Genomic DNA, 12,573 nt, shown 5'->3' on the forward strand with positions numbered 1-12,573 from the left:
GTCGCCAAGATCCTGGACCAGCTGAACGGGCTGGTCCGCAAGTGTCCCACGTGGATCGTCTACGTCGCAGGCGCGCTGCCCGCGCCCTGGCTGTTCTACCTTGGGATTACAGGTGGCCTGGGCGTGGATCCGGTCAAGGCGATCGAACATCGCTATGGTGAACTGGCTTTGCAGTTTCTGATAGCGTCCCTGGCTGTGACCCCTCTGCGCAAACACCTGAGCCTTAACCTTCTCAAATTCCGGCGTGCGCTTGGGTTGCTTTGTTTCTTCTATGCCAGTTGCCATCTTCTGGTGTGGCTGGTTTTGGATGTGCAGATCCCGGCGCAGATCCTGACAGACATCGTCAAGCGCCCCTTTGTTACCATCGGAATGGCCGGTTTCGTTTTGCTCCTGCCTTTGGCTGTAACATCAAACAACGCATCAATCCGCCGACTCGGCTCAACTTGGCGTAAACTACATCGGCTGGCCTATGGTGCTGCTGTTCTTGCTGCGATTCACTATGTCTGGCTTGCCAAAGGATTTCAGATTGAACCTTTGGCCTATCTATTTGGGATCCTGGGCCTGTTGATTCTGCGTGTTCCGGGCGCAAAAGGCGGAAAACGCCTGTTTTCCTCGTCGAGAACGCTCTGAATGGCCCTGTTTTTTAGGCAGCGTGACGGTTCTATGAAAGAAATACGAAATTTCCTGAAAAAAGGGGTTGCGGCCCTCGGGGAATAACACTAGAACCCCCTTCACCGGCGGCGCTGAGGCGCTACGGGGCGCGGCGGAGACGCTGCGGGACACACCGGAGAGACGGTGGTGACGGGTCGGAAAGACGATCTTGGCGCTCAGGGAAGACTGAGGGACACCTGGGAGAGGCTGGGGCATTTGGGAATGGACTGAGGCGGTGGCGCAGGAAGATTTTGCGCAACGGTCTTGTTTTTGGCCTTCGGGTCTTTTGTTTCCGGGTGTTGCTCTTTGACATTGTTGTATATCTGAAGAGATATGTGGGCGGTTTGGTTTATTTCGATGGATCAACGTCTGTATATCAACGCTAGTAGGGTTTCGGCCCGATGATCTAGTGTCAGCTTCACTGTTTGGACGGCTTTCTGTACCTTTGGTACTGAAGCACAACAAACAGAGAATAACAGGTTGCTATTTCGGGTTCCTAGCCGGGTCCGGATCCAGATTTAAGCTCTCCCAAGGGTTTGGATTTGCAGAGCAACCAGTGATGTGCAGAGGTTCGACGTCAAGGATAAGCAAGCAATTGCTTTTCAACTTGAGAGTTTGATCCTGGCTCAGAACGAACGCTGGCGGCAGGCCTAACACATGCAAGTCGAGCGCCACCTTCGGGTGGAGCGGCGGACGGGTTAGTAACGCGTGGGAACATACCCAGATCTAAGGAATAGCCACTGGAAACGGTGAGTAATACCTTATACGCCCTTCGGGGGAAAGATTTATCGGATTTGGATTGGCCCGCGTTAGATTAGATAGTTGGTGGGGTAACGGCCTACCAAGTCTACGATCTATAGCTGGTTTTAGAGGATGATCAGCAACACTGGGACTGAGACACGGCCCAGACTCCTACGGGAGGCAGCAGTGGGGAATCTTGGACAATGGGGGCAACCCTGATCCAGCCATGCCGCGTGAGTGATGAAGGCCTTAGGGTCGTAAAGCTCTTTCGCCAGAGATGATAATGACAGTATCTGGTAAAGAAACCCCGGCTAACTCCGTGCCAGCAGCCGCGGTAATACGGAGGGGGTTAGCGTTGTTCGGAATTACTGGGCGTAAAGCGCACGTAGGCGGATTGGAAAGTTAGAGGTGAAATCCCAGGGCTCAACCCTGGAACTGCCTTTAAAACTCCCAGTCTTGAGTTCGAGAGAGGTGAGTGGAATTCCGAGTGTAGAGGTGAAATTCGTAGATATTCGGAGGAACACCAGTGGCGAAGGCGGCTCACTGGCTCGATACTGACGCTGAGGTGCGAAAGTGTGGGGAGCAAACAGGATTAGATACCCTGGTAGTCCACACCGTAAACGATGAATGCCAGTCGTCGGATAGCATGCTATTCGGTGACACACCTAACGGATTAAGCATTCCGCCTGGGGAGTACGGTCGCAAGATTAAAACTCAAAGGAATTGACGGGGGCCCGCACAAGCGGTGGAGCATGTGGTTTAATTCGAAGCAACGCGCAGAACCTTACCAACCCTTGACATCCTAGGACAACCTGAGAGATCAGGCCTTCCTTCGGGACCTAGTGACAGGTGCTGCATGGCTGTCGTCAGCTCGTGTCGTGAGATGTTCGGTTAAGTCCGGCAACGAGCGCAACCCACATCTTTAGTTGCCAGCAGTTCGGCTGGGCACTCTAGAGAAACTGCCCGTGATAAGCGGGAGGAAGGTGTGGATGACGTCAAGTCCTCATGGCCCTTACGGGTTGGGCTACACACGTGCTACAATGGCATCAACAATGGGTTAATCCCTAAAAGATGTCTCAGTTCGGATTGGGGTCTGCAACTCGACCCCATGAAGTCGGAATCGCTAGTAATCGCGTAACAGCATGACGCGGTGAATACGTTCCCGGGCCTTGTACACACCGCCCGTCACACCATGGGAGTTGGGTCTACCCGACGGCCGTGCGCTAACTCTTTGAGAGGCAGCGGACCACGGTAGGCTCAGCGACTGGGGTGAAGTCGTAACAAGGTAGCCGTAGGGGAACCTGCGGCTGGATCACCTCCTTTCTAAGGATGTTCCTAGCAAAGTAGAGCTTGCTCTCTTTCGTGGAACACTTAGCACGACCAGCAAACAAAGCTGGTCACATATCAAACCGAGCCGTCCTCATATCTCTTCAGGAATTGTCAGGACCTTGCAGATTGCAGGGTTCAGCTAGGGGGCCTTAGCTCAGCTGGGAGAGCGCCTGATTTGCATTCAGGAGGTCAGGAGTTCGATCCTCCTAGGCTCCACCATCTCCAGCTAAGTCCCAACAGAGAATGGGTCGGTAGCTCAGGTGGTTAGAGCGCACGCCTGATAAGCGTGAGGTCGGAGGTTCAAGTCCTCCTCGACCCACCATTCTTCGGATATACATAGATCAAAGGGTTCGATTTGACCTTTAAGCAGCGCAAGATGTGCTTCTTAAACGTCCAATCGGACGCAGCATTCCCTCTCTCAAGAGAGCGGAACTTGATATCGTTTATAGAGATTACAATCAACAACACCGTTGGTCGCCCTAAGTAAGGGGATGACCTCATTCAGGTGAAGCTGCTTCGGCAGTGGAAAGCATTGGACGCGTCATGTTTCCTCAGACGCCCTTTTGTATGCCTTTATGAAATGACGGTAGTTGTCCAAGTCAAGTACACTAACCCGCATGATTAAGTTCATGCATGTCTGAACAGACCGACATCTGTTCAGGCGGGAAAGTATGCTTTTGGTTCAGAAAGATAAGCAACAGATCTTACCAGCTTCTGTTGTCGATCGTGTTAATTGCCGCGTCGCCCAAGTGGCGAAACGGAAAGACGTTAACACTGTCTTTTTCTGGATCAGATCAAGCGCGAGAAGGGCGTTTGGTGGATGCCTTGGCAGTAAGAGGCGATGAAGGACGTGATACTCTGCGATAAGTCATGGGGAGCTGAGAATAAGCTTTGATCCATGAATTTCCGAATGGGGCAACCCACTTGAATGTTTGTTATAATAGCCTTTCTAGGCTGCTTATAATGAGCATAACCAAGTACTTATTACCTGAATACATAGGGTTTTAAGAGCAAACCCGGGGAACTGAAACATCTAAGTACCCGGAGGAAAGGAAATCAATTGATACTCCCCTAGTAGCGGCGAGCGAACGGGGACCAGCCGAGCCTGATGAGTGACCAGAATATGTTGGGAAGCATAGCCATAGCGGGTGATAGCCCCGTATGGGAAGCTCTGAAGGACGTATTAAGTAGGGCGGAACACGTGAAATTCTGTCTGAAGATCGGAGGACCACCTTCGAAGGCTAAGTACTCCTTACTGACCGATAGCGAACCAGTACCGTGAGGGAAAGGTGAAAAGCACCCCGACAAGGGGAGTGAAACAGTCCCTGAAACCGAACGCCTACAATCAGTCGGAGGATCTTTACGATCTGACGGCGTACCTTTTGTATAATGGGTCATCGACTTGGTCTCACGTGCAAGCTTAAGCCGTTAGGTGTAGGCGCAGCGAAAGCGAGTCTTAATAGGGCGCATGAGTACGTGGGATCAGACCCGAAACCGAGTGATCTAGGCATGACCAGGTTGAAGGTGCAGTAACATGCACTGGAGGACCGAACCCACATCTGTTGAAAAAGATCGGGATGAGTTGTGCCTAGGGGTGAAAGGCCAATCAAACTCGGAGATAGCTGGTTCTCTGCGAAATCTATTTAGGTAGAGCGTCATCCGAATACCCCGGGGGGTAGAGCACTGGATGGGTAATGGGGCCCCACAGGCTTACTGATCCTAACCAAACTCCGAATACCCGGGAGTACTAGATGGCAGACACACTGCGGATGCTAACGTCCGTAGTGGAGAGGGAAACAACCCTGACCTCCGGCTAAGGCCCCTAATTCATGGCTAAGTGGGAAAGCAGGTGGGATGTCCAAAACAACCAGGAGGTTGGCTTAGAAGCAGCCATCCTTTAAAGATAGCGTAACAGCTCACTGGTCTAATTAAGACGTCCTGCGGCGAAGATGTAACGGGGCTCAAGCCATGAGCCGAAGCCGAGGATGCACATAGTGCATGGTAGCAGAGCGTAGTGTGATATAGTTCCATGCGTCTTTAACCTTCCTCTGGAAGGTCTTGGACGCACGGAGCTTTCGATGAAGCGGGCGCGTGAGCGATCCCGTGGAGAGATCACTAGTGAGAATGATGACATGAGTAGCGACAAAGAGTGTGAGAGACACTCTCGCCGAAAGTCCAAGGGTTCCTGCTTAAAGCTAATCTGAGCAGGGTAAGCCGGCCCCTAAGCCGAGGCCGAAAGGCGTAGGCGATGGGAACCAGGTTAATATTCCTGGGCCAGGAGGATGTGACGGATTGTGAAGGTAGTTTGCCCTTATCGGATTGGGTGGGCTGCTGATCAGTCCCTGGAAATAGCCCTCCATGAGACCGTACCCTAAACCGACACAGGTGGACTGGTAGAGAATACCAAGGCGCTTGAGAGAACGATGTTGAAGGAACTCGGCAAAATACCTCCGTAAGTTCGCGAGAAGGAGGCCCGGGTCCTACGCAAGTGGAATCCGGGGGCACAAACCAGGGGGTGGCGACTGTTTATTAAAAACATAGGGCTCTGCGAAGTCGCAAGACGACGTATAGGGTCTGACGCCTGCCCGGTGCCTGAAGGTTAAAAGGAGGGGTGAGAGCTCCGAATTGAAGCCCAGGTAAACGGCGGCCGTAACTATAACGGTCCTAAGGTAGCGAAATTCCTTGTCGGGTAAGTTCCGACCTGCACGAATGGCGTAACGACTTCCCCGCTGTCTCCAACATCGACTCAGCGAAATTGAATTGCCTGTCAAGATGCAGGCTTCCCGCGGTTAGACGGAAAGACCCCGTGCACCTTTACTACAGCTTCGCACTGGTATCAGGATTGTGATGTGCAGGATAGGTGGTAGGCATCGAAACCAGGACGCAAGTCCAGGTGGAGCCTCCCTTGAGATACCACCCTTCGCACTCTTGATATCTAACCGCGGTCCCTTACCGGGATCCGGGACCCTGCGTGGCGGGTAGTTTGACTGGGGCGGTCGCCTCCTAAAGAGTAACGGAGGCGCGCGAAGGTTGGCTCAGAGCGGTCGGAAATCGCTCGTTGAGTGCAATGGCAAAAGCCAGCCTGACTGCAAGACTGACAAGTCGAGCAGAGACGAAAGTCGGCCATAGTGATCCGGTGGTCCCGAGTGGAAGGGCCATCGCTCAACGGATAAAAGGTACGCCGGGGATAACAGGCTGATACTGCCCAAGAGTCCATATCGACGGCAGTGTTTGGCACCTCGATGTCGGCTCATCTCATCCTGGGGCTGGAGCAGGTCCCAAGGGTACGGCTGTTCGCCGTTTAAAGAGGTACGTGAGCTGGGTTTAGAACGTCGTGAGACAGTTCGGTCCCTATCTGCCGTGGGTGTAGGATACTTGAGAGGAGTTGCCCCTAGTACGAGAGGACCGGGGTGAACGAACCACTGGTGGACCAGTTATCGTGCCAACGGTAGTGCTGGGTAGCTATGTTCGGAAAGGATAACCGCTGAAGGCATCTAAGCGGGAAGCCCCCCTCAAAACAAGGTATCCCTGAGGGCCGTGGAAGACCACCACGTCAATAGGCCGGAGATGTAAGTGCAGTAATGCACTCAGTTGACCGGTACTAATCGCCCGATTGGCTTGATCTGATCCAGAAATAGACAGTGTCTATTCTAAAATATATCAAGCAACCAAAAGCAAAACTAACTTGGACAACCTTGATTGTAAGCGTCAAAAAAAACGCATGGTATTGCCTCGGTTTGGTGGCAACAGCAAGAGCAAAACACCCGGTCCCATCCCGAACCCGGAAGTTAAGTGCCTCAGCGCCAATGGTACTTGGGCTTAAGCCCTGGGAGAGTAGGTCACCGCCAAACCTAGATAATACCAGTCTCTATAAATCGATAAATACACAAAACCAGCGCGGGATGGAGCAGCCAGGTAGCTCGTCAGGCTCATAACCTGAAGGTCGTAGGTTCAAATCCTACTCCCGCAACCAGCTTTTCCTACTACATCAGACACAACATACTCTGAACGTAGTGGAAAAACACGCGCAAGCCATCTGACCCAGCCCCCTGATCCGGTCCGTTCAGGTGTAGAACCCGTTCTTGTTTCTTTCTGTTGATTGGGTTGCGGTCAAGGCCTGCTGAGCGGAGCCCTTGCGGAGCTCAAGCGAGGCAGGCCGGGTGGCACGGTTGAGACTGGCGCAAACGGCTGGAGCCAGCCCGCCAAGTGAAGTGTGTGGTCGTTCAGTGTTGTAGTCGATCCTCCAGGTTTCAATTATCTTTCTGGCTTCGGCGAGATTGCCGAAGATATGTTCGTTCAGGCATTCGTCGCGCAGGCGGCCATTGAAGCTTTCGACAAACGCATTCTGCATGGGCTTTCCTGGCGCGATGTAGTGCCAACCAACGCCAGTGTCCTGGCACCATCGCAGCACAGCATGAGATGTCATTTCCGTTCCGTTGTCGCTGACGATCATGTCGGGCTGACCGCGTCTCCCATGTGCCGCGCGTATTCTTCGCAGAATACCTCGCAGAGCTTTTCGTTCATCAAATGATCGCGTAGCGACCCAAGCATGGTCTCTTCGAGCTCATCACGGGGAATCGTTTGCTTGTTGTCGCAAGTAGCCTTGTTCCGCGCGTTCGAGCAGCCGATCCGACCCTTCGACACGGTAGAGCCGCCGCCTCCACAGACGCCACACTTGATCAGATAGGCAAAGAGATTTTTTGGTCGGTTGGTCTGCCAGAGCTTTGGCTTGCTGTTCAGGCCAGCTTGCCGCGACTTCGTTTTCTCCCAAAGTTCTTCGGATACAATGCGCAGGTCAGGCACTTTCTGGATGATCCAATCATCTTCAGGGTTCAACTTTGAGACACGCTTGCCGGTCTGAGGGTCTTTGAGATACCTAAGGCGGTTCCAGACCAGCCGACCGATATACAGCTCATTGTTCAGGATACCGGTGCCACGTTGGCGATTGCCGTTGATCGTACTTTGCCCCCATCCTTTGCCAGACGGGCTCAAGATACCTTCCTTATTCAACGCGGCGGCAATCGCTTTAGGTGACTTGCCAGCGCCGCAGTCTTCAAAAATCCTGCGTACGACAGCAGCTTCAACATCATTGATGGTACGCTGACCGCGTTCTTCACCCGGAACGACATCGTAGCCGTAACACTTCCCGCCACCAGACAGGCCCTTTTCAACCCGACCGCGCAAGCCACGGCGGGTCTTGTCGGCCAAGTCTTTCAGGAACAGAGCGTTCATGGTGCATTTCAGGCCGATATGAAGTTGAGAGATTTCACCCTCTGACAGCGTTATGATAGCGATGCCTGCAAAGCTCAGGCGCTTGTAAACTGCCGCAATGTCTTCCTGATCGCGCGAAATTCGGTCCAGCGCCTCCGCGTAGAGCACGTCAAACTTACCAGCCGCCGCGTCCTGCATCAGCATCTGAATGCCGGGACGCATCAAAGAAGCACCAGAGACCGCATGGTCAGTGTAGCTTTGTTCGATTTCCCCGCCATTTGCCTTTGCACGTTCTTCGCACAGCCGGATTTGGTCTTCGATAGAAGACTGACTTTGTAGGTCTGTGGAGTATCGGGCGTAGATGGCAATGCGGGTAATGGTTGTCTCTTCAATGTGGTTTTGGCGGGTTCTTCGTTTCTTTCAGTTTCTTCGTTCGCTGGCGTTGCCGCCAACTTTCATGATCTTCATCTGCTGCACGCCTGGCAAGGTACTTTACCAGTTCACGTAGTTGCTGATCGGACGAGGTGCTGAGCCCATCGCGCAGGGCCGTTCGCCAGCTGTTATCTGAGCGCCGACGGGACATATTATGCCACTTTCTTGAATCTTTTGAGGCAAAAAATCTGTGGATAACTTTTCTGAGCCTCAAATTTCATTGTACCATGGCCAATCGCGCGACTGCAAAGAGCGTGGTGTGCTCCTCCTTTATTGCTGTGAGGGTGCATCATGACTGCGTTTCCCCCAGTTTCTTCCAGATGATGAGGGGGCAGTTGTCTTGTCCGTGTGTATCGAAAGACTCTGACACGACCGGAAGGCCGACATAGCGGCACCAGCTATGGCTTGCAGTGTACTGAACCCTCAAGTGCGGAAGGCCAAGCGTCAGAATGACAACAACAAGCGCAGCTGGTCCAACAGCCTGCTTCGATGGCAAAAGTAGGCCGAGCGCAGCAAACAGGGGGCGCAATAGCCGGCGCTTTGCACGTTTGACCATGCGCGTTCCGATGCGAGTTGCAGCTGCACCACTGCCATTGATCTTCAGTTTCACCTTTCCCAAGAAATGCTTGCCGTCATGCAGCGGATTGGCCGTTACGACCTTTCGCCACGGTGAAATCTCTTGATAACCTGCTTTTAAAGCTCGAATTGGCGGCAGGTTTTTGAGGAAGATTATTTGTTCATCATCTGGCAGACGGCGAACTTCGTCCGGCGTCATCAGCGGTTTGGTTCGTTTTCCGAGGCTCAAAGTTGGCATGCCAAGAACTTCAGCTCCCAGACCGAAACTTTCCGATGAAAGCTCCTCTTCACCCAACATTTTGCTGACGAGCTGAGCCGTCTCCAGCGATGACACCCCGAAGAATTGCTTCACGTCGGTTTGGCTCAAAATCGTTGAGAGCGTTTCGTTACCGTATGGAAGGAATAAGCCGTCCCCTGTGCCCATCTTTAAAATGGAAGAAGCAGCTTAATGATCAAGCCATTAAGCTGCTTCTTTTGTCTTGCGGTCCCAGAAGATGTAATCTGGTTTCCCTCTTTTGAGTTATCAGTCTCCTTCAGCTATACCAGCCGCCCGCAGGCGGGCCCTGCGCGCGCGGTAGCTGGGCAACACGACAAGCACAACTGCCAGAACCAAAAGGCCCAGTGTCATTGGGCGCTCCCAGATGAACGCAACACCATCATAAAGCTGCATGGAGCGCGCAAAGTTGTCTTCCATCATGCCACCCAGGATGAACCCGATCAGCAGGGGTGCCAGCGGATAGTCGGCAAATCGTAGCGCTGTCGCACAGACCCCAAATCCAACCAGCAGCAACAGTTCGGTTGCATTGTTCTGGCCAATATAGGCCCCCATAAGGGTAAAGAACAAAATGAACGGGATCAGATAGTTGCGCGGAACCGAAAGCACTTTGGCGATGTAAGGAATCAGCGGCAGGTTGAGGACCAACAGAACCAGGTTTCCGATGAACATCGACATGATCACCGCCCAGAACACCTGGGGTTCATCAATCATCAACCGCGGTCCTGGCGTGACATTCAGCGCAATCAGCGCTCCCAATAGGATCGCTGTTGTCCCCGAGCCTGGAATGCCCAAGGTCAACAGTGGAACAAAGGATCCGGTACAGGCAGCGTTGTTTGCGGTTTCCGGTGCTGCCAGCCCTTTGATGGAACCTTTGCCAAATTCCTCCTGCTCCTCCTTGGTGGCGATATTGCGTTCCACCGCATAGCCAAGGAAACTGGCGATTGTTGCACCCGCGCCTGGCAGAACTCCGATGAAAAAGCCCTGCAACGACTGACGCCCGATTACCGGCGCAATGGATTTCGCTTCGGCCCGTGTAATACGCAGATCGGAGATTTCACCGCCATCGCCGCTCATCTCTTTCTTCTTCAGAACCAGGAACAGCGCTTCGGGCAAGGCGAACATCGCCATGGCCAGAGTGATAAAGCCAAAGCCCGACTGCAGGTCCATGATCCCCATAGTGAAGCGGGGAAGATTGAACAGAGCCCCTTCGCCGACAGTGGCCATGATCAGGCCCAGCAGGGTCATCAACAGAGCTTTCGCCACTTGTCCGGTCCCGGCAAAGGCCGCAATTGCCGAAAGACCGACCACCATCAACGCGAAATACTCGGGCGAATGGAACAAAAGCGCGACGGACGAAAGCGCTGGAGCAAAAATCATCAACAGGATCGCGCCAATGGTGCCACCCGCGAAACTGGCGATGGCCGCCACGGTCAGCGCCTTGCCGGCCTTGCCTTGGCGTGCCATCGGATAACCGTCAAAACTACTGGCAACGGTGCCCGCAACACCAGGTGCATTCAACAGTATCGACGAAGTCGAACCGCCGAAAATGGCGCCGTAATAGACGCCCGCCAACAAGATTAGCGCCGCCGATGGATCCCCCATAGAGATCGCAACCGGGATCATAATGGCAATGATCGACATCGGGCCCAAGCCCGGCAACATGCCGATAAATGTGCCGATCAGACAGCCCGCGATGACCATCAGCAGGTTCTGTAGCGAGAGGGCCGTTTGCAGCCCGATCAAAAGTCCTTCGAGCATATCAGCCTCCTATGAACCAGGGCGCGGGGCGCAAGTAGATGCCCAAAACCTGCTGCACCAAATACCAGACCACAAAGGTAGCAATCGCCGCCACAACAGCCATGATGATCCAGCGCCGCTCTCCCAAAATGGCCGAGCCCAGCATCAGGAAAGCGATGGTAGAGAACAAAAACCCCATGGGCCGCAGGCACAGCGCATAGGCCACCATGAGCCCCAACAGCAGCAGCGCCTGTCCAATGTGGTAATCGCCAAGGCGGCGGTAATCGATATCGCCGATCTTGGCCTCACCTTTTTCAAGGCCCAACAGAATGATCACGGACGCAAGAATGCCCAAGATCGACAACACTTTGGGGAAAGTGCTGGGCCAGATCGGCGCGCGTCTCATGAAGGGTGCAAGGCTTGCGTCCATGGCGAACCAGGCCGCGTATCCATAGGCCAGGCAGACGCCCAGTAGCACTAGGGCGATCCAGCGATCAAGTGCCATTTCCCTCTCCCTTGGATTAGGAAGGGCGGGAGAGTGTCCCGCCCCAGATTGTCAGATTTTGCGAAACCGAAACGGGGTCTGATTTACAGAAAGCCCAGTTTCTTCATCAGATCGCCGATGACCTTTTCCTGACCTTCCAGGAAGGTTTTGAAATCATCGCCTGAATTGTGGATGTTGACCCAACCATTGCGCGCACGCACGGTTTCCCATTCTGGCGTGTCATACATTTTGGCAATCGCATCCTGATAGGTTGCAAGCTTGTCTTCGGGCAGACCCGGTGCCGCAAAGAAACCGCGCCAGTTCACAAAGCTGGTGTCGATGCCTTGTTCTTTCATGGTCATTGCGTCGGGTGCCGCATCAACACGATCCTCTGCGGTGACGCCGATGATCTTCACCTCACCCGCTGCGGCAAGGTCTACGGCCTCGGAAAAACCGGTCGACAGTGCTGCAATCTCGCCGGACAACAGGGCAGCCATGGCTTTGCCGCCTGCGTCATAGGGGATGTATTTGACACCCAGGGCGTCTTTGCCAGCGGCTTCCATCACCATCGCCGCCACCAGGTGGTCCATGCCGCCCGGCACCGATCCGCCGCCAATTGCGGTTTTTGATGGGTTCGCGTCATAGGCGGCCAGCAGATCCGCCATTGAGTTGATCGGGCTGTCTTTGCCCACCACAATTGCCGCATAATCGCCGATGGTGCCGGACACCAGCGTCAGGTCGCGGAAGTTATGCGGGAACACGCCGGTCAGGGACCGGATGACAATGGGCGTGGAGTTCACCATCAGCGTGCCATGGCTACTGTCAGCGTTTTCGATCAGGTATCCGATCGCCTTGCCGCCGCCACCGCCAGACATGTTTTCATAAGATGCGGTCCCCACCAGACCAGAGCCGGTCAGCGCTTCACCTGTCCCACGCGCGGTGCCATCCCAGCCGCCACCAGCGCCGCCGGGGATCAGGAAGTGGATGCTGTCGAGGACTTTTTCGCCACCCGCAAAAGCAGGCGCACCAAAGCTGAGCGTTGCAATAGCCGTAGCCATCAGGGCGCGGCGGCCCAGTTTGAACGTTGTCATAATTTTCCTCCCATTTGACAACTGGTCGCTTGGCGACACAATCG

At 54.0% G+C, this 12,573-nt stretch carries 6 protein-coding genes, 3 tRNA genes, 3 rRNA genes and 1 pseudogene; 7 read left to right on the forward strand and 6 right to left on the reverse strand.

The window, feature by feature from the left end; all coding sequences use genetic code 11:
• Window positions 1-9 precede the first annotated feature (9 nt).
• The 7 genes from msrQ to ACXAEW_RS06940 all read left to right on the forward strand — a co-directional run bounded on the left by msrQ (window position 10) and on the right by ACXAEW_RS06940 (window position 6,694).
• Window positions 10-630, forward strand: a complete 621-nt coding sequence (gene msrQ, locus ACXAEW_RS06910; protein WP_474942997.1) for a protein-methionine-sulfoxide reductase heme-binding subunit MsrQ — start codon at window positions 10-12, stop codon at window positions 628-630.
• Between the two features lie 624 nt (window positions 631-1,254).
• Window positions 1,255-2,715, forward strand: a 16S ribosomal RNA gene (locus tag ACXAEW_RS06915).
• A 149-nt stretch (window positions 2,716-2,864) separates the two neighbouring features.
• Window positions 2,865-2,940 (forward strand) — tRNA-Ala (locus ACXAEW_RS06920).
• A 26-nt stretch (window positions 2,941-2,966) separates the two neighbouring features.
• Window positions 2,967-3,043: transfer RNA gene (locus ACXAEW_RS06925), tRNA-Ile, on the forward strand.
• A gap of 470 nt (window positions 3,044-3,513) precedes the next feature.
• Window positions 3,514-6,347: ribosomal RNA gene (locus ACXAEW_RS06930) — 23S ribosomal RNA — on the forward strand.
• A gap of 110 nt (window positions 6,348-6,457) precedes the next feature.
• A 5S ribosomal RNA gene (gene rrf, locus ACXAEW_RS06935) occupies window positions 6,458-6,572 on the forward strand.
• Together the 16S, 23S and 5S rRNA genes with 3 tRNA genes alongside form the textbook arrangement of a ribosomal RNA operon.
• Window positions 6,573-6,617: 45 nt before the next feature.
• Window positions 6,618-6,694, forward strand: a tRNA-Met gene (locus ACXAEW_RS06940).
• A gap of 90 nt (window positions 6,695-6,784) precedes the next feature.
• Here ACXAEW_RS06940 and ACXAEW_RS06945 read toward each other — a convergent pair.
• The 6 genes and pseudogenes from ACXAEW_RS06945 to ACXAEW_RS06970 form a co-directional block, all read right to left on the reverse strand.
• Window positions 6,785-7,189 (reverse strand): annotated as a pseudogene (locus ACXAEW_RS06945) (transposase family protein); the annotation flags it as partial.
• Entirely contained in the window at window positions 7,171-8,325 is a 1,155-nt protein-coding gene (locus ACXAEW_RS06950; RefSeq protein WP_474942998.1) for a recombinase family protein, read from the reverse strand. The pseudogene ACXAEW_RS06945 and the gene ACXAEW_RS06950, both read right to left, overlap by 19 nt.
• Before the next feature lie 328 nt (window positions 8,326-8,653).
• Window positions 8,654-9,364, reverse strand: coding sequence for a type IV secretory system conjugative DNA transfer family protein (locus ACXAEW_RS06955; RefSeq protein ID WP_474940631.1), 711 nt, complete (start codon window positions 9,362-9,364; stop codon window positions 8,654-8,656).
• A gap of 99 nt (window positions 9,365-9,463) precedes the next feature.
• The gene (locus tag ACXAEW_RS06960; protein WP_474940632.1) at window positions 9,464-10,975 is read right to left on the reverse strand and encodes a tripartite tricarboxylate transporter permease; all 1,512 of its coding nucleotides are present in this window, start codon (window positions 10,973-10,975) and stop codon (window positions 9,464-9,466) included.
• A gap of 1 nt (window position 10,976) precedes the next feature.
• Window positions 10,977-11,459, reverse strand: coding sequence for a tripartite tricarboxylate transporter TctB family protein (locus ACXAEW_RS06965; RefSeq protein WP_474940633.1), 483 nt, complete (start codon window positions 11,457-11,459; stop codon window positions 10,977-10,979).
• Window positions 11,460-11,542: 83 nt separating this feature from the next.
• Entirely contained in the window at window positions 11,543-12,529 is a 987-nt protein-coding gene (locus ACXAEW_RS06970; protein ID WP_474940634.1) for a Bug family tripartite tricarboxylate transporter substrate binding protein, read from the reverse strand.
• Window positions 12,530-12,573: the final 44 nt, after the last annotated feature.

This window comes from Epibacterium sp. ABZ3_068 (assembly GCF_056159265.1).

Excerpts from the sequence above, each read along its gene's own strand:
- ACXAEW_RS06960 (WP_474940632.1), bottom strand. The coding sequence starts at position 10,975 with ATGCTCGAAGGACTTTTGATCGGGCTGCAAACGGCCCTCTCGCTACAG.
- ACXAEW_RS06965 (WP_474940633.1), bottom strand. The coding sequence starts at position 11,459 with ATGGCACTTGATCGCTGGATCGCCCTAGTGCTACTGGGCGTCTGCCTG.
- ACXAEW_RS06955 (WP_474940631.1), bottom strand. The coding sequence starts at position 9,364 with ATGGGCACAGGGGACGGCTTATTCCTTCCATACGGTAACGAAACGCTC.
- ACXAEW_RS06970 (WP_474940634.1), bottom strand. The coding sequence starts at position 12,529 with ATGACAACGTTCAAACTGGGCCGCCGCGCCCTGATGGCTACGGCTATT.